Source organism: Tessaracoccus terricola, assembly GCF_054776555.1.
Map to the genome: position 1 here is coordinate 779742 of NZ_BAAHBS010000004.1, position 21150 is coordinate 800891.

General features: G+C 70.0%; 23 protein-coding genes and 1 other RNA gene. 12 read left to right on the top strand and 12 right to left on the bottom strand.

Features of this window, described 5'->3' with window-relative positions:
• Window positions 1-492, top strand: coding sequence for a DivIVA domain-containing protein (locus ACYU7G_RS09365; protein ID WP_461107064.1), 492 nt, complete (start codon window positions 1-3; stop codon window positions 490-492).
• A gap of 83 nt (window positions 493-575) precedes the next feature.
• Window positions 576-743 (top strand): DUF3117 domain-containing protein, encoded by a 168-nt coding sequence (locus ACYU7G_RS09370; RefSeq protein WP_461107066.1) that lies wholly within the window; start codon window positions 576-578, stop codon window positions 741-743.
• A gap of 71 nt (window positions 744-814) precedes the next feature.
• Here ACYU7G_RS09370 and glgA read toward each other — a convergent pair whose 3' ends face one another.
• On the bottom strand, window positions 815-2011 hold the full coding sequence (gene glgA / locus ACYU7G_RS09375) for a glycogen synthase (protein WP_461107291.1): 1197 nt from the start codon (window positions 2009-2011) through the stop codon (window positions 815-817).
• Between the two features lie 132 nt (window positions 2012-2143).
• On the opposite strand from glgA, the gene glgC reads away from it, so the two are divergent.
• Entirely contained in the window at window positions 2144-3370 is a 1227-nt protein-coding gene (gene glgC / locus ACYU7G_RS09380) for a glucose-1-phosphate adenylyltransferase (RefSeq protein WP_461107068.1), read from the top strand.
• Here the strand turns inward: glgC and ACYU7G_RS09385 are convergent.
• Window positions 3367-4023 (bottom strand): O-methyltransferase, encoded by a 657-nt coding sequence (locus tag ACYU7G_RS09385; protein WP_461107070.1) that lies wholly within the window; start codon window positions 4021-4023, stop codon window positions 3367-3369. The two genes, glgC and ACYU7G_RS09385, sit on opposite strands and share 4 nt — an antisense overlap.
• 85 nt (window positions 4024-4108) lie before the next feature.
• Here ACYU7G_RS09385 and dapA point away from each other — a divergent pair, with 85 nt between their 5' ends.
• The 4 genes from dapA to ACYU7G_RS09405 all read left to right on the top strand — a co-directional run bounded on the left by dapA (window position 4109) and on the right by ACYU7G_RS09405 (window position 7600).
• Window positions 4109-4987 (top strand): 4-hydroxy-tetrahydrodipicolinate synthase, encoded by an 879-nt coding sequence (gene dapA, locus ACYU7G_RS09390; protein WP_461107293.1) that lies wholly within the window; start codon window positions 4109-4111, stop codon window positions 4985-4987.
• A 93-nt stretch (window positions 4988-5080) separates the two neighbouring features.
• Window positions 5081-5677: an RNA polymerase sigma factor SigE gene (sigE, locus tag ACYU7G_RS09395; protein WP_461107072.1), complete on the top strand. Its 597-nt coding sequence runs from the start codon at window positions 5081-5083 to the stop codon at window positions 5675-5677.
• A 2-nt stretch (window positions 5678-5679) separates the two neighbouring features.
• Entirely contained in the window at window positions 5680-7143 is a 1464-nt protein-coding gene (locus ACYU7G_RS09400; RefSeq protein ID WP_461107074.1) for a hypothetical protein, read from the top strand.
• 28 nt (window positions 7144-7171) lie between these two features.
• The gene (locus tag ACYU7G_RS09405) at window positions 7172-7600 is read left to right on the top strand and encodes a sec-independent translocase (protein WP_461107076.1); all 429 of its coding nucleotides are present in this window, start codon (window positions 7172-7174) and stop codon (window positions 7598-7600) included.
• Window positions 7601-7611: 11 nt separating this feature from the next.
• Here ACYU7G_RS09405 and ACYU7G_RS09410 read toward each other — a convergent pair whose 3' ends face one another.
• From ACYU7G_RS09410 to ACYU7G_RS09425, 4 genes are read right to left on the bottom strand one after another with little or no spacing between them, the layout of a single operon-like run.
• Complete coding sequence (locus ACYU7G_RS09410) at window positions 7612-8802, bottom strand: Mrp/NBP35 family ATP-binding protein (RefSeq protein WP_461107078.1); 1191 nt, start codon at window positions 8800-8802, stop codon at window positions 7612-7614.
• Between the two features lie 26 nt (window positions 8803-8828).
• On the bottom strand, window positions 8829-9170 hold the full coding sequence (locus tag ACYU7G_RS09415) for a hypothetical protein (protein ID WP_461107080.1): 342 nt from the start codon (window positions 9168-9170) through the stop codon (window positions 8829-8831).
• Window positions 9163-9648: a DUF1003 domain-containing protein gene (locus tag ACYU7G_RS09420; protein WP_461107295.1), complete on the bottom strand. Its 486-nt coding sequence runs from the start codon at window positions 9646-9648 to the stop codon at window positions 9163-9165. The genes ACYU7G_RS09415 and ACYU7G_RS09420 overlap by 8 nt, the downstream gene beginning before the upstream one ends.
• A gap of 19 nt (window positions 9649-9667) precedes the next feature.
• Window positions 9668-10945: a magnesium transporter MgtE N-terminal domain-containing protein gene (locus ACYU7G_RS09425; RefSeq protein ID WP_461107082.1), complete on the bottom strand. Its 1278-nt coding sequence runs from the start codon at window positions 10943-10945 to the stop codon at window positions 9668-9670.
• A gap of 203 nt (window positions 10946-11148) precedes the next feature.
• Here ACYU7G_RS09425 and ACYU7G_RS09430 point away from each other — a divergent pair, with 203 nt between their 5' ends.
• The 3 genes from ACYU7G_RS09430 (at window position 11149) to ACYU7G_RS09440 (ending at window position 13157) form a co-directional block, all read left to right on the top strand.
• A complete protein-coding gene (locus ACYU7G_RS09430; protein ID WP_461107084.1) occupies window positions 11149-11652 on the top strand; it encodes a YflT domain-containing protein in 504 nt (167 codons plus the stop codon).
• The gene (locus tag ACYU7G_RS09435; RefSeq protein ID WP_461107086.1) at window positions 11649-12263 is read left to right on the top strand and encodes an SAM-dependent methyltransferase; all 615 of its coding nucleotides are present in this window, start codon (window positions 11649-11651) and stop codon (window positions 12261-12263) included. Before ACYU7G_RS09430 ends, ACYU7G_RS09435 begins: the two co-directional genes overlap by 4 nt.
• 75 nt (window positions 12264-12338) lie before the next feature.
• A complete protein-coding gene (locus tag ACYU7G_RS09440) occupies window positions 12339-13157 on the top strand; it encodes an alpha/beta fold hydrolase (protein WP_461107088.1) in 819 nt (272 codons plus the stop codon).
• Between the two features lie 7 nt (window positions 13158-13164).
• On the opposite strand, the gene ACYU7G_RS09445 is transcribed toward ACYU7G_RS09440, so the two are convergent.
• Window positions 13165-14589 (bottom strand): aminopeptidase P family protein, encoded by a 1425-nt coding sequence (locus ACYU7G_RS09445; protein WP_461107090.1) that lies wholly within the window; start codon window positions 14587-14589, stop codon window positions 13165-13167.
• A gap of 83 nt (window positions 14590-14672) precedes the next feature.
• Here ACYU7G_RS09445 and ACYU7G_RS09450 point away from each other — a divergent pair, with 83 nt between their 5' ends.
• Window positions 14673-15413 carry a zinc ribbon domain-containing protein gene (locus tag ACYU7G_RS09450; protein WP_461107092.1) on the top strand — a complete coding sequence of 247 codons (741 nt, stop codon included), beginning with the start codon at window positions 14673-14675 and terminating at the stop codon, window positions 15411-15413.
• Window positions 15413-16852 (top strand): ribonuclease catalytic domain-containing protein, encoded by a 1440-nt coding sequence (locus ACYU7G_RS09455; RefSeq protein ID WP_461107094.1) that lies wholly within the window; start codon window positions 15413-15415, stop codon window positions 16850-16852. Before ACYU7G_RS09450 ends, ACYU7G_RS09455 begins: the two co-directional genes overlap by 1 nt.
• A gap of 13 nt (window positions 16853-16865) precedes the next feature.
• Here the strand turns inward: ACYU7G_RS09455 and ACYU7G_RS09460 are convergent, their stop codons facing one another.
• From ACYU7G_RS09460 to ACYU7G_RS09480, 5 genes are all read right to left on the bottom strand, one after another.
• Entirely contained in the window at window positions 16866-17855 is a 990-nt protein-coding gene (locus tag ACYU7G_RS09460) for a diaminopimelate dehydrogenase (protein WP_461107096.1), read from the bottom strand.
• A gap of 69 nt (window positions 17856-17924) precedes the next feature.
• Window positions 17925-18289, bottom strand: an RNA gene (rnpB, locus tag ACYU7G_RS09465) — RNase P RNA component class A.
• A gap of 20 nt (window positions 18290-18309) precedes the next feature.
• Window positions 18310-19158 carry a type I methionyl aminopeptidase gene (gene map / locus ACYU7G_RS09470; RefSeq protein WP_461107098.1) on the bottom strand — a complete coding sequence of 283 codons (849 nt, stop codon included), beginning with the start codon at window positions 19156-19158 and terminating at the stop codon, window positions 18310-18312.
• Between the two features lie 45 nt (window positions 19159-19203).
• Window positions 19204-20097: an N-acetylglucosamine kinase gene (locus tag ACYU7G_RS09475; RefSeq protein ID WP_461107100.1), complete on the bottom strand. Its 894-nt coding sequence runs from the start codon at window positions 20095-20097 to the stop codon at window positions 19204-19206.
• Entirely contained in the window at window positions 20094-21122 is a 1029-nt protein-coding gene (locus ACYU7G_RS09480) for a DUF2510 domain-containing protein (RefSeq protein ID WP_461107102.1), read from the bottom strand. Before ACYU7G_RS09480 ends, ACYU7G_RS09475 begins: the two co-directional genes overlap by 4 nt.
• Window positions 21123-21150: the final 28 nt, after the last annotated feature.

Here is a 21150-nt window from a genome sequence, read left to right on the forward strand (position 1 = left end):
ATGGTTTGGGTGATCGTCGTAGTCGCCGTGCTGCTGCTGGCACTGGCTGCATGGGTTGGAACCGGCAAGCTGGGGGAGATGCCCGAGGTGGTGAACGACCGTCCCAAGGGTCGCATCCCCGACGGCGAGGTCGACGCCGAGTTCCTGGAGGGGCTGAAACTCCCACTTGCCCCCACGGGCTACGACCCGGCGCAGGTGGACACCTACCTCGACGAACTGGTGGCCGGGACGGCGGTCCCCACCTCCGAGGTGCGCTTCACCACCGTCCGTCGCGGCTACGACATGCAGGCGGTGGACGCGGTCCTCGACCGCGTCCCCGGGGCCCACGAGGCCAGGCGGGCCGTCGCCGACCCGGAGGACACCCCCGCGGACGAGACCGAAGCGCTCGACGAGGAGGCATCCCCAAGCGAGGTGGAGGCAGTCGAAGAAGCCGTTCTGGATGATCGCGAAGACGTCCCGGAGCCGGCCCGTTCACGCCCTGAGGAGGCGTGAGACGCGCTGCTGCGTGCCGTGGCCCGCGAAATGCGGAATAATAGGGCACAACCACGTAAACGCAAAGGATCGAGGTTGACGAGATGGCAGCGATGAAGCCCCGTACGGGTGACGGCCCCATGGAGGTCACGAAGGAGGGCCGGGACATTGTGATGCGTGTACCCGTTGACGGAGGCGGACGCCTGGTGGTGGAGATGAACGCCGCCGAGGCAACGGACTTGTTGACCGCACTGAAGGACGTCGTCGGCTGACGACCGTCTTCCCCTGAACAGCACGAGGGCCGCCCGGAGATCCGGGCGGCCCTCGCGTCATGTCGGGGCAGTCACCCCTGCTTGGACGCGTGGTGTGCCCTGGCGGCCTCGTAGACGGCGACGGTCTCGCGGGCGATCTTCTCCCAGGAGAACTCCTCGATGCAGCGCTCGCGGCCGGCCCTGCCGAACGCCTTGGCCTGGGAGGGGTTGCGGGTGAGCTGGTTGACGCGGGCGGCGAAGGTGGCCTCGAAGTCGGCGACGAAGTCCGGGTCGTCGGCGCGGGACGGGTCGTAGGGGACCAGCAGCCCGGTCTGGCCGTCCATGACCACCTCCGGGATGCCGCCGACGGCGGAGGCGACCACCGCGGTCTCGCACGCCATGGCCTCCAGGTTCACGATCCCCAGCGGCTCGTAGATGCTGGGGCAGGCGAACACCGTCGCATGGGTGAGCACCTGCCGCACGGAGGCGCGGGGGAGCATCTCCTGCACCCAGATCACGGGCGCGGTGCGCTGCTTCTTGAGTTCGGCGAAGGCCTCGTCGAACTCGGCTGCGATCGCCGGGGTGTCCGGGGCGCCGGCGAGCAGCACCACCTGGGTGTCCGGGTCGAACTCGGCCGCGGCGCGGACCAGGTGCACCAGACCCTTCTGGCGGGTGATCCGGCCCACGAACACCACCGACGGCTGGTCCGGGTCCATGCCCAGCCCCTCCACCACGTCGCGGCCGGTGTCCGGGCGGAACTCGTCGGTGTCGATGCCGTTGCGGACCACGTGCACCCGCTCGGGATCCAGGTTCGGGTAGCTCGCGAGCACGTCGGCGCGCATCCCGGAACTCACCGAGATGACGGCGTCGGCTGCCTCGAAGGCGGTCTTCTCCGCCCAGGAACTGACGGCGTAGCCGCCACCGAGCTGTTCAGCCTTCCAGGGCCGGTGGGGTTCGAGGGAGTGGGAGGTGACCACGTGCGGGACGTCGTGCATCAGGCCGGCCAGGTGGCCGCCCATGTTGGCGTACCAGGTGTGGGAGTGGATGATCTCGACGTCGTCGGCGACGGCGGCCGCCATCGACAGGTCAGCACCCAGCACCCGCAGGGCCGCGTTGGCGCCCTCCGGATAGCTCTCCGCGTGCGCGGTGGCACCCTCGCGCGGGTTGCCCATGCAGTGCACCTCGACGTCGATCAGCTTGCGCAACTGCGGCACGAGCTGCGCGACGTGCACCCCTGCGCCGCCGTAGATCGAGGGTGGGTACTCACGCGTCAACAGCGACAATTTCATGCTCATGGGACAGATCGTGTCACAGAACAACTCAGGCGGGCGCACAGTTGCCGGAGGTTGTCCGCCCAGCGCTGAAATGCATCTTTTGCCAACTTCTTGTGGGCCCCAATGGGATGCAATAGGTTCAGGGCCATGGTCGCTCGTCCGAAGATTTTATCCATCGTCCTCGCCGGTGGTGAGGGCAAGCGGCTGATGCCGCTCACCGCCGATCGCGCGAAGCCTGCGGTGCCGTTCGGCGGCAACTACCGGCTGATCGATTTCGTGCTCTCCAACCTCGCGAACGCGGGCCTGACGCGGGTGGCGGTGCTCACCCAGTACAAGTCGCACTCGCTGGACCGCCACATCTCCATGACCTGGCGCTTCTCGACGCTGCTCGGTGCCTACGTGACGCCCGTACCGGCGCAGCAGCGCCTCGGGCCCCGCTGGTACCAGGGCTCGGCCGACGCGATCTACCAGTCACTGAACCTGATCCGCGACGAGGACCCGGACTACGTCGTCGTGTTCGGCGCGGACAACATCTACCGCATGGACGTCTCCCAGATGGTGGAGGCCCACATCGACTCCGGCCTGGGCGCCACCGTCGCCGGCATCCGCGTGCCCCGCAAGGAGGCGAGCGCGTTCGGCATCATCGACGCCGCCGAGGACAACAAGATCAAGAGCTTCCTCGAGAAGCCCGCTGACCCGCCCGGCCTGCCGGACGCCCCCGACGAGTCGTTCGCCTCCATGGGCAACTACGTGTTCACCCGCCACGCCCTCATCGAGGCGCTGCGCGCCGACGCGGAGAACCCCACAGCCAAGCACGACATGGGCGGCGACATCGTGCCCTGGTTCACCGACCAGGGGCAGGCGCAGGTGTACGACTTCCGCGACAACGTCGTGCCCGGCGCCACCGAGAAGGACCGCGACTACTGGCGCGACGTCGGCACCATCGACGCCTACCACGAGGCCCACATGGACCTCGTCTCGGTGGACCCCGAGTTCAACCTCTACAACTCGCAGTGGCCCATCCTCACCAACCAGGCCCAGGCCCCGGGTGCCAAGTTCGTGATCCGCGGCAAGGCCGAGGACTCCATCGTGAACCCCGGCTGCATCATCTCCGGCGGCGAGGTGGACCGCACCGTGCTGGGGCCCGACGTGCACATCGACAAGTGGTCGCAGATCACCGACTCCGTGCTGATGGACGGGGCCAGGATCGGCCGCGACTGCGTCGTGCGCAAGGCCATCCTGGACAAGGGCGTCACCGTCCCCGACGGCGTCCAGATCGGTGTGGACCACGAGCACGACAAGGCCCGTGGTTTCCACGTCTCGGCCGGCGGCGTCGTCGTGATCGGCAAGGACGTAGCCGTCCCCAAGGATTAGTTCTTGACGGCGACCAGCAGGCCGTTGCCGATCGGGAGCAGGGTCTGCTGGTAGGCGTCGGAGTCGTTGACCGCCTGCAGCGCCTCGCGGATGATGATGGCCTCGTCGCCCTCGTTGTCCGGGTCCGCCACCTGGTTGTGCCACAGGGCGTCGTTGACGACCAGCAGGCCGCCGGGGCGCAGCAGGCGCTCCGCGTTGGCGACGTACTCCACGTACTCGAGCTTGTCCCCGTTCACGAACACGATGTCGTAGGTACCGCTGTTCAGCTTCGGCAGCACCTCCAGCGGGTTGCCGGCGATCAGGCGGAACTTCGACGACGTGTACCCGGCCTCGGTCAGCAGCTTGCGGGCAGGCAGCTGGGCGTCGGCCTCCGGGTCGATGCTGGTGAGGATCCCGCCCTCGGCCATGCCCTCGAAGAGCGCCAGCGCGGAGGCGCCCATGGCGGTACCGACCTCGACGACGAGCTTGGCCTGTGTGGTGGCGGCCAGCACCGTCAGCGTGGCCACGACGCCGGGGCTGATCGGGGTCAGGCCGCTGAGGGTGGCCTCGTCGCGGGCGAGACGCACGGCCTCGGGCAGCGCGACGTAGTCCTCGGCGAACTCCCAGCTCTGCTGGCTCGGGGCTCCATTGTTCTGCGGCTGTGTGCTGTTCACAGGGCCACCCTACCGAGTCCCCTAGGATGAGCGCATGAGTCATGACGCAACCGCTGAAACGGGGGAACCCACCGAAGACAGCCACATGCCGGTCTTCGGACGATTGCTCACCGCGATGATCACCCCGTTCGGCAAGGACGGCGGCATCGACCACGCCGAGGCGGCCAGGCTCGCCGCGCACCTCGTCGACGACCTCGGCAACGAGGGACTCGTGGTCAACGGCACGACGGGGGAGTCGCCCACCACTTCCGACGAGGAGCAGGCGGCGCTGCTGCGCACCGTCGTCGACGCCGTGGGGGACCGGGCCAGCGTCGTGGCCGGGGTCGGCACCTTCTCCACCGAACACACCATCCACCTCGCCGAGCAGGCCGCCGCCGCCGGTTCCGACGGCCTCCTGGTGGTCTCCCCGTACTACTCCCGTCCGCCGCTCGACGCGCTCGAGGCCTACCACCTCGCCGTCGCGGACGCCACGGACCTGCCCGTGATGCTCTACGACATCCCGCACCGCGTCGGGATGCCCATGCCGGAGGATCTGCTCATCCGGCTGGCGGCGCACCCGAACATCGTGGCCGTCAAGGACGCCAAGGGCGACGCGGTCTCCTCCTCGGCGGTGATCGCCGCCACCACGCTGGACTACTACGCGGGCGACGACGGCTTCCTCCTGCCCCTGCTGGGCGTCGGCGGCGTCGGTGTGGTCGGCACCTCGACGCACTTCAGCGGCCTGCAGGCCCGCGAGATCATCGAGGCCCACGCCGCGGGCGACGTGCAGCGCGCCGTCGCCGGCCACCAGGCTGCCCTGCCGGTGTTCCGGGGAGTGTTCGCCACCCAGGGCTGCATGATGGTCAAGGCAGCGCTGAACGCGCGTGGGTGGGCCGTCGGCGGCTGCCGGCCCCCGATGGGGGCCGTGGCGCCGGAGATGCTCGAGCAGTTCCTGGCCAGCCTGGACCTGCTGCTGGGCGACTGAGCCCGCACGGGAACAAAACGGGCGCGTCGGACGTTGTCATCTGTGCAAGGTCGCTCACAGCTTCCTCACAGGTAGGGCTGTCAGAATTGCTGCATGGAAGGGTCGCGATTGTTCAAGGGCAAGCCGAAGCAGGCCGCCGGCGAGGTGGCCGAGTGGACTGCGCCCACCTGGGCCGAACTGGTTCGTGACCACTCGGCGCAGGTGTATCGCCTGGCCTACCGGCTCACCGGCAACCCGCACGACGCCGACGACCTCACGCAGGACGTGTTCGTGCGCGTGTTCAAGTCGATCCACACCTTCAAGCCGGGGACCCTGGAGGGCTGGCTGCACCGCATCACCACCAACGTCTTCCTCGACGGGGCGCGCCGAAAGCAGCGCATCCGCATGGACGCGCTCAGCGTCGCACCGGACCACGTCTGGGGGGCCGCCACGGGCACGGGAGACCTGCACGCGGACGGGATACTCGACGCCGACGTCGCCGAGGCCCTCGCCGCGCTGACGCCGGAGCAGCGCGTCGCCGTCGTCCTGTGTGACATCGAGGGCCTCACCTACGAGGAGATCGCCGACGTCCTGGACATCAAGCTGGGGACCGTGCGCAGCCGGATCGCGCGCGGCCGCTCCCAGTTGCGTGACTCGCTCGCGCACCGGGCACCCGTGGAAGGGCACGAGCGCTACCTCGGGGTGTCCTGACGGTGACCGAGGGGCTCAGCGAGGGACGGTGCGGCAGGTTCTCAGAGGACCTGTCGGCCTTTGCCGACCACACGCTGCCCCCGAAGCGCTGGCAGCAGGTCGGCTACCACGTCGCTGGCTGCCCCGCCTGCCGGGAAGAGGTGGACGCCATCAAGCGCGTCTGCTCCCGCCTGAGCGGAAGCTGCGCCGCGCCCACCACTTCGACGCCCGAATCCTTGGCCGTCCGGCTGGAACGCATCGCCGGGGGAGCCTCCCATGCCCCCCTCTACATGGCCGCCGGCGCCCCCGGGGAACTCCCCAGCCGACGCCGTGAGCGCAACCGTCGCCTCCGGCAGGGTGGCATCGCCGGCCTCGGCGCGTTGGCAACCATGTTCGTGCTGGCCCTGATGCTCGCGCCGGACCCGCCTACTGTTGAGAACCCGGTGCACATGGCCCGCGAGGAGTACTCGCTGTCCATCACCTCCATCAGCATCAACGAGACCATAGGTGCGGTGCTGCTGGCCCACGAACGCGGCGCCCAGCTGTCCGAACCCGTCACGCAGCGGGCGCGCACTGGCATCGTCGGATCCCCCTTCGAGATCTCGGCGGAGGCGGCCGCGGAGGCACTGTCACAGTCGATCGCCGCAGACCTCACCTATTCCGGCACTCAGCGGGTGTGGATCTCCGACGGCCAGGGCGCCTTCTACGCCAACGACGTCCGCGTGGACGAGGTGGCCGGCGAGGGCTCCACCCTGTCCGTGCTGGACGCCCGCGGCGACGAGTTCGTCTCCTGGTTCGTCCCCAGCTCCAGCTGCTGCAGCTCGAGCAGCCCCACCGGCTGGACCTTCTTCGAGTACGAGGGGCGCGACCAGGTGGCCGGCCGCTGGGCCAAGGTCATCGAGGCCCGCGACGTCGACAACCACACCGTGTCCAAGTGGTGGGTGGACACGGCCAACGGGCTGGTGCTGTGGACCGAGCGCTACGACACGTTCGGCAGGCCCACCGTCATCTCCGGCTTCACGGACCTGGAACTGGACCGCGCCAGCCTGGCCCCCGACGGGATCGAACTCAGCGTCATGAACATCCCGGTGGCGGTGGTCAGCGAGCCCGTCCAGGAGTGGTGCACCGGCCTGCGGTACTGCCCCGAGATGCTCGCAGGGATGCCGCTGGTGGCGCACGCCTCGTCGGAGGTGGGCAACCGCGCCACGATGCGCCTGGTCTACTCCGACGGGTTCCGCAGCATCAGCGTGTGCTGGACCGAGGGCCTGCTCGCGGCCGACGGCGCCACCCGCGTCCACGACGACACCCCGGGCATGCCCGAGGTGGAGGTGTGGCAGGCGGGCGACGGCGTGGTGTCCGTCGCCACCAACGGCGGCCTCGCCGTGCTGGACCGGGCGGTCAGCGCACTGCCGCCCGAGGAGGCCTGGCAGCCCACCCTGCTCGAGCGGTTCCGTGAAGGACTGGCACGAGTGGGCGGGATTAACTGAAACCCCCACCAGCCGGTAGCCTGATTCCGTGTTTGGCATTGATGCAGTTGAGCTGGTGTTGCTCATCGCGCTCGCCGTCATCCTCTTCGGCCCTGAGAAGCTCCCGCAGTTCGCCAAGAAGGCGGCGCGGGTGGTGGTCTACCTCCGGGGCATCGCGAACAACGCGCAGACCCAGCTACGTTCCGAACTCGGCCCCGAGTACGCGGACCTGGACATCAAGGACCTGAACCCGAAGGCCTTCGTGGCCAAGCACATGAGCGCCGAGATCCAGGCCATCGAGGAGGCGCGGGCGGACCTCGCCAACGCGAAGTCCACCGTCACCTCGGCCGCCACCATGGCCAAGCAGGAGACCCGCTCGGCCACCAACCAGGCCGCGGCCGCGATCAAGGACAAGGGCGGACCCGCCAAGCGGGAGGCCGTCGTCGACACCCTGAGGTTCGACGACGAGGCCACCTGAGCCCCTCCCGGTCAGCTGGTCGCGACCGGCAGACGCTTCCCGACGAGGCTCGGCTTGCGGCTGGCGACGTCCAGGGCGAGTGCCACCAGCGACTGCGCGGCGGGGTGCTCCGGTGCGGACACGACGATCGGCGCGCCCCTGTCCCCGCCGGCCAGCAGGGCCTCGTCGAAGGGCACCTGCCCCAGCAACGGCACCTCGTAGCCGACGCGGTCCGTGAGGCCCTCGGCCACCTTCTGGCCGCCGCCGGCGCCGAACAGCTCCACCCGGTGGGTCTCCTCACAGTGGGGGCACAGCGTCTCCAGCCAGCTCATGTTCTCCACGACGCCGAGCACCTTCTGCTCCATGATGTGGGCCATGGTGCCCGCCCGTTCGGAGACCTCGGAGGCCGCCTGCTGCGGGGTGGTGACCACCAGCACCTCCGAGGAGGGGATCTTCTGGCCGAGGCTCATGGCGACGTCGCCGGTGCCCGGCGGGAGGTCGAGGAGCAGGAAGTCCAGGTCCCCCCAGTAGACGTCCGCCAGGAGCTGGGTGAGGGCACGGTCCAGGATGGGGCCGCGCCACGCCACCACCTGGTCCCGGCTGGGCTTGAGCATGCCGATGCTGATGACGGCGATGTCGTGCGTCACGGCCGGGTCGTCCTTGGAGGGGATGACCGCGGGTACGGGCATGATCATGTCCTCCACCATGGTGGGGCGGGCATCGCCCAGGCCCAGCATGTCGGGGATGGAGTGGCCGTAGATGTCGGCGTCGAGGATGCCCACCTTGCGGCCCTCGCGCGCCAGTGCAACCGCCAGGTTCACCGTCACCGACGACTTGCCGACGCCGCCCTTGCCGGAGGCGACGGCGAGCACCTTGGTGAGGTTGCCGGGCTGGGCGAAGGGGATGAGGCGCTCGAGCTGGCCGCCGCGCAGCAACTGCCGCATGGCGTCCCGCTGCTCGTCGGTCATCACGCCGAGCTCGACGCGGACGCCCTCGACGCCCTCGACGGCCTCGACGGCCGCGGTGACGCGGCCGGTGATCTCGGTGCGCATGGGACATCCGGAGACGGTCAGCAGCACCCTCACGAAGACCTGGCCGTCGTCGGTGGCGGTGATCTCGTCGACCATGCCCAGGTCAGTGATGGGGCGTCGGATCTCCGGGTCCTCCACCTCGTGCAGGGCGGCGCGGACCAGGGGCAGCAGCGGGTTCTCAGTCACACCCATGTGTCTACGCGGTCAGAACGGCCAAATCAAACCGCGGCACGACTTTTCTCGTTGAGCGCATCGCACATCACCGTCACGCTCAGCGCCACCAGCGCCGGCAGCCACAGCCCCGCGAGGCTGGCCAGCACCACGATCGCCGGGCCGAGGACGCAGTGCACGGTGAGGCGCTCCTTGTAGCTGAGGCGCCGGGACGAGCCCGGCGCTAGCAGCAGCAGCCAGCAGGCGGCGTAGGCGAGCACGAACAGGCCCGCGACGACGGCGCCGAGCCACCAGCCGCCGGCGATCCGCCACAGCGACCAGCCACCCAGGCCCAGCAGGGCCAGCTGCCCGACGAACAGGACGATCGCGTACCAGCGGATCTCATTCATCGGGTTCCACCGCCTTGTTCAGCCGGGTCTCGAGGTCGCGCAGTTCGCTGCGCAGCTCGCCGCGGACGAAGTCGCGGGTGGCGAGCTCACCCAGGCTCATCCGGATGGCGGCGATCTCCCGCGCCAGGAAGTCCATGTCCGCGCGGGACTGCCTGGCCACCTCCCGGTCCTCGTCCAGGCTGAGCTTGTCGCGCATCTCCTGCCGGTTCTGGGCCAGCATGATCAACGGAGCCGCGTAGGAGGCCTGCGTGGAGAAGAACAGGTTCAGCAGGATGAACGGGTACGGGTCCCATCGCAGACCGAACAGCCCCACCAGGTTCAGCACCACCCACACGATCACGATGACGCTCATGTAGAGCAGGAACTTGGCCGTGCCCATGGACTGCGCCACCCACTCGGCGAACTTGCCGAAGGTCTCCGAGTCCAGCGTCACCTGTGGGAACAGCGAGCGCCGACGGCCACCGGGCTCCGAGAGGATGTTGCGTTCCCGGTCCCGCTCAGGCCTTGCCACTGGTCACCTCGGCGGCACGCTGGGCGTCCATCTGGATGCCGCGCCAGTCATCGGGCAGCATGTGGTCCAGGACGTCGTCGACCGTCACGGCGCCCACCAGCTGCCCGAGGTGGTTCACCACGGGGGCCACCACGAGGTTGTAGGTGGCGAAGAATCGGCTGACCTCGGCCAGCGGTGTGGTGGGGCTCAGGGCCTCCAGGTTCTGGTCCAGCATGGTGGCCACCTGCAGCGTCGGCGCGGAGCGCAGCAACTGTTGGAAGTGGCACGCGCCGATGTAGCGGCCCGACGGGGTCTCGTGCGGGGCGCGGGTGATGAACACCATCGCCGCCAGCGCCGGGGTGAGCTGCTCGTCGCGGCACCGGGCCAGGGCCATGGCGACGGTGGCGTCGGTGTCCAGGATGATCGGCTCCGGGGTCATCATGCCGCCCGCGGTGTGCTCCTCGTAGAGCATCAGCCGCCGCACGTCGGAGGCGTCCTCCGGTTCCATGCGCTGCAGCAGGTCCTCGGCCATCGCGGCCGGGAGCTCCTTTATCAGGTCCGCCGCGTCGTCGGGGTCCATCTCCTCCAGCACGTCGGCGGCGCGTTCGTGGTCCAGGGCCTGGATGAGCTCCACCTGCTCGTCCTCGGGCAACTCCTCGATGGCCTCGGCGAGGGTCCCGTCGTCCAGCGCGTGGACCACCTCGGCGAGGCGCTCGGGATCCAGGTCGTGCAGTTCGCGCGCGACGTCGGCGGCCTTCATGTCCGAGAACTCCGCGACGAAGTGGGCGGCGGTGCGGCCCTTGGCCAGCACCAGGTCCGGGACCTCGTCCCAGCGGGCGATCTCCGTGGTGGAGCGGCCGCCGAAGCCGAACCGGCCCACCCTGGTGCGGCTCTGCAGCGCCACCGAGCGGATCTCCCACTCGCGGTTGCGGACCTGCACGATGGACACGTCGTAGATCTTGGTGGGGTGCTCCCGGGGGACCGGCCTGTCGAACAGGTCGCCGTCCACCAGGAGTTCGGTGTCCCGCTTCTGGAACTTGCGGGTGTCCACCTGCCCGAGGATGGAGACCTGGTTGGCCGTGATGGCGTGCACGCGGATCATGGGCACGAAGATCCGCTGCCGTGCGAACAGTTCCACCAGCAGCCCTCGCACCCGGGGGGCCAGGTTGCCCGTGCGGAGGTGGAAGACGACGTCGCGGATGCGGCCCACCTGGTCCCCGGCCGCGTCGACGAGGGGGAGGCCGATGACGCGCGAGACATAGACCTGCGTGTCCTTGGCGTTCATGGGATGAAACCTATCGCACGGGGGCCATCACACGGGGCTCCGCCCCGTGGACCCCGAGAGCTATGAGCTCGCTGCGCTCGCGCGCGTGGCTGTTCCGACCAGGCTCGCTTCGCCCGCGGTTTGTCGGGCAACTTGCCGCCGCCACGGTGCGACGGGGATAGAGTTCTCACGAACGACGTCGCGCACGAAGTCAGGAGTACATCATGCCCGTGAACCCGCCAGTGGGGCTGGGGCTCGAACTCGAGTACCCGCAGCACCTCGCCGAGTACAAGACCTACGCCGAGGCGCAGGAGGCCGTCGACTACCTCTCGGACAAGGAGTTCCCCGTCCAGAACCTGGTGATCCTCGGCACCAACCTGCGCACCGTCGAGCGTGTCACCGGCCGTCGCACGTGGGGCAGCGTGCTCGTCAACGGCGCCGTCGGCGGGCTCGGGATGGGTGTGTTCGTCTCGCTGATGTTGTGGTTCTTCTACCGCGGCTTCGCGTCGTTCATCTTCATGCTGCTGATCGGTCTGCTGATGGGTGCCGTCTTCGGGCTGATCACCTCTGCCATCGGGTACGCACTCAGCGGCGGCAAGCGGGACTTCGACTCGATGCGCCAGACCATCGCAACCGCGTACGAACTCCAGTGCGAGCACAAGGTGGTGGAGCAGGCCCGCCAGCTCCTGGCCGAACGGCCGGGCGCCCGCGCCGCGGCGTTCGAGTGAGCAGCGGCGTCGAGTTCTGGGACCAGCGCTACTCGCACCCCAACTACGTCTTCGGCTACAAGCCCAACGACTTCCTCGCGGCCAACGCGCGGTTCCTGAAGCCGGGATCACGCGTGCTGTGCCTAGGCGACGGCGAGGGCCGCAACGGCGTCCACCTGGCCACGCTGGGCCACGACGTCGTCAGCCTGGACCAGTCAGCCGTCGGCCTCGGCAAGGCCGAGCAGTTGGCGGCTGACAAGGCTGTGCGGATCGAGACCTGGCAGGTGGACCTGGCCGACTGGGTGGACCACCCGCCGCCCGACCGTCCGTGGGACGCCGTGGTCTCGATCTTCTGCCACCTGCCCTCCGGGCTCCGACGGCGCGTGTGCGAGACGGCGACGGCCCAGACCCGGCCCGGTGGGATGCTGCTGCTCGAGGCCTACACGCCCGCGCAGGTGGCACTGGGAACGGGCGGGCCGAAGGACCCCGACCAGCTTCTGACCCGGGAGGACGTGCAGGCCGACTGGCTGGGCTGGACACTGGACGTGCGGCTGGTGGAGCGTCGCATCTTCGAGGGGATGGGGCACCAGGGGCTCTCGAGCGTGGTGCAGGTACTGGGAAAGCGGACCTGACCTCCCGCCGAGGAATGGGGTTGGGTAGCGTTGGAGGTGGACAAAGACCTTCGGCGAATTCAGTGAGGTGCACCGATGAAGCTCACGTTTGACACCTACAACCCCGGCGAGCGGGCCAACCGGATCCTGCTGCTCGGCCCGAGTCTTGGCGGCAACGCCCAGCACCAGTGGACCGCGGTGGCCGAACGCCTCCGGCACGAGGCGCGGATCGTGTTCGTGGACCTGCCGGGGCATGCCCTGGCCGCGGTCTGGGACGACGCTGACGAGCCCACCCTCGACGTCGTGGCCGCCGCCGTGATGGACGTGGTCCGTGAGGTCAGCGAGGAGAACGACGGGCTGCCCGTGTTCTTCGCCGGCCTCTCGATCTCGGGGGCCACCGCCCTGCACCTGGCACGGGACTTCGGCGAGGAGCTCGCCGGTGTGGCCGTGCTCTGCTCCGCCGCCACCGTCGGCGAGCCGGACGCCTGGCGGGCCCGGGCGGAGGCGGTCGAGGAGCGCGGGACGCAGCACCTCGTGGACGAGCTCCGCAAGCGCTGGTTCACCCCCGACTTCCAGGCCAGGCAGCCGCGGACCGTTGACACGCTGCTGGAGGGTGTGGCCGTCACCGACGACCACTCCTACGCCCAGCTGTGCCGGGCGCTTGCCGTCCACGACGTGCGGGCGGACCTGGCTGACATCCGCACCCCGCTGCTGCTGGTGGCGGGGGAGCGGGACACCTCGACGCCCATCGGCAACGTGGAACTGGTGGCCAGCACCGTCCCCGGCGCGGAACTGCGCACCGTTTCCGAGGCCGCCCACCAGGTCACCGTGGCCGACCCGGAGGAAGTGGCCGGCGCACTGTCCAGCTTCATGGCACGGGTGGCCCGGCCGAAGCGGCCCCTCCTGGAGGATTGAGGCGGCCTCAGCCCTGCTGCTGCGCGATCCAGGCCTCCACGTCGGCGGAGGCGCGGGGGAGCGCGGCGGACAGGTTCTCGTGGCCGTCAGCGGTGATCAGGATGTCGTCCTCGATCCGCACGCCGATGCCGCGGTACTCCTCGGGCACCAACTCGTCGCCTGACTTGAAGTAGATCCCCGGCTCGACCGTGATGATCATGCCCTCGGCGAGCGTGCCCTCCCGGTAGACCTCCCGGCGCGCCTCGGCGCAGTCGTGCACGTCCATGCCCAGGTGGTGCGACGTGCCGTGGACCATCCAGCGGCGGTGGTAGCCGCCGTCGGTGGACAGGGTCTCCTCGACGCTGCTGGGCAGGATCCCGATCTCGTGGAAGAACTCCGCCAGCACCCTGACGGCCGCGTTGTGCGGGTCCATGAACGATGCCCCCGGACGGCACGCCTGGATCCCGGCCTCCTGGGCGGCCAGCACCACCTCGTAGACGCGGCGCTGCGCGTCGCTGAACCGGCCCCCGACGGGCAGGGTGCGGGTGACGTCCGCGGTGTAGAGGGAGTTCACCTCCACACCGGCGTCGAGCAGGATGAGCTCGTCGTCGCGCAGCTCCCCGTCGTTGCGGATCCAGTGCAGGGTGTTGGCGTGGTCGCCGCCGGCGGCGATGGTGTCGTAACCGACGGCGTTGCCCAGGTGCCGGGCGTGCAACGCGAAGACGCCCTCCACCCAGCGCTCGCCGCGGCCGTTGGCGACCGCGTTGGGGAGTTCGCGGGCGACGGCCTCGAACCCGACACGGGTGGCGTCGCAGGCGCGGCGCATCTCGTCCACCTCGAAGGCGTCCTTGACCATCCGCAGCTCAGAGACCACGCGGGCGAGCTCGGCATCGTCCTCGACGGCGTGGTTGCCCCGCACCTCGTCAACCAGTTCCGTGACGGCGGGATCCGCGTCCCGGACCACGAGCAGCTTCTCGGCGGCGGTGAGGTCCTCGCGCAGGTTCCGGATGTCTGCGACGGCGAGCCCGGTGCGGGCCCTCATCTCCTCGAAGGAGTCACGCTTGCCCACCCACATCTCGCCGTAGCGGGCGTTGGCGTAGAACTCCTCGTCGGTGCGCGGGGCGCGCGGCCGGAAGTACAGCGTGGCCGCGCCGTCGGCCCCGATGACAAGGGCGGCGTCGGGCTCACGGTCCTCCCCGAGCCCGCTCAGCCAGGCGAAGGCAGTGTGCGGGCGGAAGCGGTAGTCGGTGTCGTTGGAGCGGACCTTCAGCGGCCCGGCCGGCAGCACCAGGGTGGCGCCGGGGAAGGCGGCGGCCACCTTCTGCTGGCGGGCCCCGATCCAGTCCGCCGCGGCGAGGCGCTCGACGTCGGAGTCCGTGTCAGGGGCCCAGCCCTGCACGATGAACTTCTTGAACGTCTCCGAGTACGGGGGCTTGCGATTGTCCGAGGTCATGGGGCCACAGTCTAGTCCGGTGCGCGATGGCCTCCGGGGAAGTAGATTGGCTCCCCTACGACAACTCAACTGGAGGACACGAGATGCTTGCCGAACCCGCCGACCAGCTCCGACTGCTCGAACTGGCGGACCTGGACCAGGAACTTGGCCGGGTGCAGCACGCCGCGCAGGCGCTGCCCGAGCACAAGCAGATCAACGAACTGATGGCCGCCCGCCAGGAGGCCACCGACGCTCTCGTCGCCGTCACCACGGAGGTGGACGACCTGCAGGTGGCGGTGCGCCGCGCCGAGGCGGACCTCGTCCCCGTCAAGCAGCGGCTGGAGCGGGACTCCAAGCGGGTGGAGGACGGATCCGTCACGGACTCCAAGACGCTGCGCGGCCTCATCGACGAGGTCGAGCACATCAAGCGTCGCATCGGCACCCTCGAGGATGAACAGCTGGAGGTGATGGGCCAACTCGAGGAGGCCGAGGCCCGGCAGCAGGAGATCCAGCAGCGCAAGGACGGCATCGAGACCAGGTTGCGCGAGCTCGTCGGCACGCGGAACGAGAAGGTGGGGCAGCTCCAGGCCGAGGCGAAGGAGATCGGCACCTCCCGCAAGGCCAAGGCCGCCGCGGTGGCCGCGGACCTGTTGAAGCTCTACGAACGCATCCGGGAGCAGCGCGGCCTCGGCGCCGCCCGGCTCGCGCGCGGGCGGTGCAGCGGCTGCCAGCTCGAGATCACCGTCTCGGACCTGGACTCCTACCGGAAGGCCCCCGCCAACCAGGTGCTGCGCTGCGTCGAGTGCGATCGCATCCTGGTGCGGACCGCGGAATCGGGGCTGTGATGCCGGCGCGCCAGATCGAGTTCAGCACCGTCCCCGAAGAGGTCCGCCGGGGACTCGACCGGCTCCGCGCCTCCCTCGAACTGCCCGACGCATTCCCCGACGACGTCATCGCCCAGGCAGAGGAACTGGCCGCCGACCCGCCGGAGTTCCCGGACCACGAGGACATAACGGACGTCGAGTTCATCACTGTGGACCCGGCCGATGCCATGGACCTGGACCAGGCCCTCCACATCCGGCGTGACGGCGACGGCTACGTGGTGCGCTACGCCATCGCCGACGTCGGCGCATGGGTGGAGCCCGGCTCCCCCATCGACATGGAGGCCCGGCTGCGCGGCCAGACCCTGTACGCGCCGGGCGCGAAGGTGCCGCTGCACCCCAAGGCCCTCAGCGAGGGGGCCGCGTCCCTGCTCGCCGACGGCGTCGCCCGCCCGGCGATGGTGTGGACCCACACACTGGATGCCAAGGGGGTCCCGACCTCGACGACGCTGGTGCGCGCCATGGTGGTGAACCGGGCCAAGCTCAGCTACGAGGGCATCCAGGCGGACCTCGACGCCGGCAACGCCAACGAGACCGTCGCCCTGCTGGCCGAGGTGGGTCCGCTGCGGGAACGCATCGAGGCCGAGCGCGGCGGCATCTCCCTGAACCTCCCGGACCAGGAGATCGTCACCGACGGCAACACCTGGCTGCCCGTGTTCCGGGAACTGGTGAAGGTGGAGGACTGGAACGCGCAGATCTCCCTGCTCACCGGAATCGCCGCCGCCGAACTGATGCTGGACGGCGAGGTCGGGATCTTGCGCACGCTGCCGCCGGCCGAGGACTACGCCGTCGACAAGCTGCGCCGCGCCGCCCGCACCCTGGGCGTCGAGTGGCCCAAGGGCCAGTCCTACCCGGACTTCGTGCGCAGCCTGCACCCGTCGGACCCGAAGGAGCACGCGGTTCTGGTGAAGTGCACCATGCTGTTCCGGGGCGCCGGGTACCTCGCCTTCGATGGGGCCATCCCCGACGAGAACCTCGAGCACTCGGCCCTGGCCACGCCGTACGCGCACACCACGGCACCGCTGCGCCGGCTGGTGGACCGGTTCGTGCTGGAGATCTGCCACGCCGTGGCCAACGGACTGCCGGTGCCCGAATGGGCCGCAGCGGCACTGGAGGAGCTGCCCGAGCAGATGCGCGCGTCCGGCCGCAAGGCGGGCTCCTACGAGCGTGGGGTGGTGGACCTGGCCGAGGCCCTCGTGCTCTCGGACCGCGTGGGCGAGATCTTCGACGCCGTGCTGATCGACGTCTACCCGAAGAACTCCATGGGCACCTTCCAGATCGCGGACCCCGCGATCGAGGCCGACATCAAGGCGGACAAGCGCGACGTCGGCACCCAGATCCGCGTCCGGCTGGACAAGGTGGACAAGGTCAAGGGCGAGCTCACCTTCAGCCACCCGAACTGACCGGGCGACCCACTCAGAGCAGGTCGCGGCGCAGGTCGGCCTCGGAGCGCGGTGATAGCAGGCCGGGGGCGACGTCGAAGACCGTCTTCGCGCCGTGCTGGCCGGCCGCGGCCATGCGGTGGACGGCCCGGGCGTAGGCCACCAGGGCGCTGGCGGTGAACTCGGGGTTGCTGCCCAGTGCGAGGCGGTACTCCACCACCTGTGAGTTGCCCTCGCCGGTGGCGCCGCTGCGGATCACGAAGCCGCCGTGGGGCATGGCGGAGTGGTCCCGGGCCAGTTCCTCTGCGGTGATGAAGTTCACCGTGGTGTCGTAGTCCGCGAAGTAGTGCGGCATGTCGACGATCTGCGAGCGCACGGTCTCCGGGTCAGCCCCGTCGGCGAGCACGACGAAGCACTCGCGGGTGTGCTTGTCCCGGGTGGACAGCTCCGGGCGGGTCCCGCTGCGCACGGCCTCGATCGCGTCTTCGGCCGGCAGCGTGTACTGCACGGCGCCGGCCACGCCGGGGACGCGGCGCACGGCGTCGGAGTGGCCCTGGCTCAGGCCGCGGCCCCAGAAGGTGTAGGTGTCGCCGTCGGGCAGCAGTGCCTCGCCGAAGAGCCGGTTCACGGAGAACAGCCCCGGGTCCCAGCCGCAGGAGATCAGGGCGGTCTTCCCGGCGGCCCGCGCGGGGGCGTCGACGGCGTCGAAGTACTCGGGGATGGTGGCGTGGGTGTCGAAGCTGTCGACGGTGTTGAACAGTGCTGCCATGGCCGGGCCCTGCTCGGGCAGGTCGGACTTGGAGCCGCCGCACAGCACCAGCACATCGATGTCCCCGGTGCGCACGGGGAGGCTGTCCCACGCGTGCACGGCGACGTCTGGGGACAGCGTGTCCACCGTCGCGGGGTCCCTGCGAGTGAACACCCCCACCAGCGTCATGTCCGGGTTCTTGGCGATCGCGGCCTCCACGCCGCGGCCGAGGTTGCCGTAGCCGCCGATGCCGATTCGGATGGGGTGCTGGGACACGGGGGAGCCTTTCGTCGGGTGCGTGCGAACTGCCGATGCTACTAGGCGTCACCGACGGCAGGAGTGGAGGGGACGAGTCGGCCGGTAAGCCGGATTCTGTCGAAGGATGATCATCCATCTGGGCCAACCGTCACCGGTTGGCTCGGTGCGACCTACCCGGACACCTCGCGCGAGCAGCGCTCGGACGGTGTCCGCAGCCAGCGAACTGGCCTTCTTGGTCTTGCTCCGGGTGGGGTTTGCCTAGCCACGCAGGTCACCCTGCATGCTGGTGGTCTCTTACACCGCCGTTTCACCCTTGCCCGACTCGCGTCGGGCGGTCTGTTCTCTGTGGCACTTTCCCGCGGGTCACCCCGGGTGGGTGTTACCCACCACCCCGCTCTGCGGAGTCCGGACTTTCCTCAGCGCTTGCGCGCCGCGATCATCTGGCCGACTCGTCCGTCGTCCAGTCTAGCGTTCAGGGCAGGGTGAGGATGTCCGCGCCGGTGTCGGTGACCACGAGGGAGTGCTCGAACTGGGCGCACCAGGAGCCGTCGACGGTGGTGACGGTCCAGTTGTCGTCCCACTGCTGGGTCTCGGCCGAGCCCAGGGTGAGCATGGGCTCGATGGTGAAGGTCATGCCCGGCTCCATCACCGTGTTGAGCCGCGGCTCGTCGTGGTGGAGGATCACCAGGCCGGAGTGGAACGAGGTGTGGACGCCGTGGCCGGTGTACTCCTTGACCACGCCGTAGCCGAACCGCTTCGCGTAGGCCTCGATGACGCGCCCGATGACGGAGACCGGCCGGCCCGGCTTGACCGCCTTGATGCCCCGCATCAGCGCCTCCTGCGTGCGCTCGGTCAGCAGCTTGGCCTCCTCGGAGACGTCGCCGCAGTAGAAGGTGCCACAGTTGTCGCCGTGGACGCCGTTCTTGTAGGCGGTGACGTCGATCTTGACCAGGTCGCCGTCCTCGAGGGGCCGGGCGTCGGGGATGCCGTGGCAGATCACCTCGTTGACGGAGGTGCAGATGGACTTGGGGAAGGAGCGGTAGCCCAGGGCCGAGGGGTAGGCGCCGTGGTCCAGCATGTACTCGTGGGCGACGGCGTCCAGGTGGTCCGTGGTGACCCCGGGGGCGATGGCCTTGGCGGCCTCCTGCATAGCGTTGTGGGCGATCCGTCCGGACTCGCGCATCGCCTCGATCACCTCGGGCGTCTGCACGTGGGAGCCCTTGTAGGGCTTCGGTGCGGGACGGTCGACGTACTCGGGACGCACGATGGGCTTCGGGACGTCGCGGCGAGGGCTGATGCGGTGCGGGGTAATACGGCTCACGCGGGCCAGTGTATGCGAGCCCGCAGTTCGCTCGGCGTGCCCCGGTCAGGCCCGGTGGACGAGGGCGCCCAGCGGCGAGTCCGCCGGCACCTCGGCCAGTCTCGCGGCGCCGTCGAGGCCGGAGCCCGCGGGCTCCACCACCTCGACGCCGGGGACGTGCTCGGCCAGCGCCTCGCGGAAGGCCGTCTCGACCAGGGGGTTGCGGAAGACGTTGCCGAGCCGGCTCACGCGGGGCTCGGCCCCGACGGCGCGCAGCCCGGAGGCCACGCTGGCCGCGAGGTGCCTTCCTGCACGCAGCGAGATGTCACGGCTCACCTCGTCGGTGGGGGCCAGTTCGGCGACGGTGCGGGCCCAGGCGGCCACCCGCTTCACGCGGCCGGTGTCGCCCTGGATCTCCAGGTAGAGGCGGGCGAGGTCGCCGAACTCGCGCTCGGCCGCCGCCGTCAGTGCGGTGGCGGGGCCGCGGCCGTCGAACGCGGCGAGCACGGCCATGAGCGCCTCGCGCCCGATCCAGAACCCGGACCCGAGGTCCCCCAGCAGGTGGCCCCAGCCGTCCACCCGGAGCACGCGCTCGGGCCCCACGGCCAAGGTCACGGCGCCGGTCCCGGAGGCCACGACCGCTCCCTGCGCGACGCCGAGGGCGCCCAGGTAGCTGGTGGTGGAGTCGTGGGCCACCAGCACGGTGCCCGCGGCGCCGTCCAGGTGCTCGGCCAGGGCGGCTGCGGAATCTCCGGGGCCGAGGCCCGAGACGCCCGCGGCCACCACGTCGACGCGGAGGCCCTCGAGCGCCGCCAGGACGAACTCGGCGAGTTGGTCGAGCAGGGGCCGGTGGCTGAGGATGCCGCTGAACTCGGGACCGGGGCGGGTGGTGCCGTCCGTGGTGAGCAGGGTGCGGATGCCCGACTGGCCGCCGTCGAGCGAGAGCTGTGAACGGGTCATGAGAACCTCAGGTCCGCGAACGCTTCCTGCACCAACTCGTAGTCCTCCTCGGAGCTGTCGGGCACCACGGCGATGCCGACGTGGATCTCACCGGCGCGTTCGGCGGTGAGGATGGTGACCCAGTCCCGGCCGACGCCCTCGACTCCGGTGACGTCGACGTCGACGTCGAGCCAGGTGACGGAGTTGTCGGGCTGGGAGTCGATGGCGAAGACCGTGGCCTGCAGGAAGTGTTCCCCGTAGAACTGCGAGCTGAGCATGCACTGGGCCAGCCGGACGGCGGCCTGTTCGTGGTCCAGAAAGCCGTCGGCGGCCTTGAGGTTGCCGACGGTGAGGGTGGCCATCCAGGAGTTGCCGTAGTCCTTGAACTGCGAGTTGGAGCCCCACACCCACGGGTACTGGATGGCCTGGGCGGTGAACCCCTCGACACCGGGGAAGCTCAGGCCGAGGGCGGACTCGAAGCGCCCGTCCGGGTTGGCCTCGCCCCGGGCGTCGGTGGCGGTGCCCTCGCACTGCATGGGCTGCAGCGCGTCGCCTGCCACCACGGTGGTGGCTGGTTCGTCGGTCGGGTCCGCAGCGGTGGTCTCGGGAGCCGCGGTGGTGGGCTCGGGCTCGGGCGTGGTGGGGTCAGGGGCAGCCGTCGTCGGGTCGGGCTCCGGCGTGGTCGGGTCCGCAGCGGGCGTCGAGGCCTCGGTGACGGTGGGCGTGGGGGAGGTGGTGGTCTCGGGCGCGGCGTCGCGGAAGAACAGCAGCCAACTGCCCAGCCCGATGATCAGGGCGACGGACACCGCCAGGGTGATCCACAGCGCAACGGTGCTGCCGCCGGCGTTTCCACCGTCGGCGGGGGACTGCCCCTGCTGCGCGTACTGGGGCTGCCCGTACTGGGGGTGCTGGTACTGCTGGGGCGAGTTGCTCTGCTGGTGCGGGTACTGGCCGGGGCCCTGCACCTGGTCGGTCCACCGGACGCCGTCCCAGTAGCGACGGCCGCCACCGCCTCGAGGATCGGGGTACCAGCCGGGTGCAGACATGGCTCCGATTCTAGCGACGCGGCGGAGG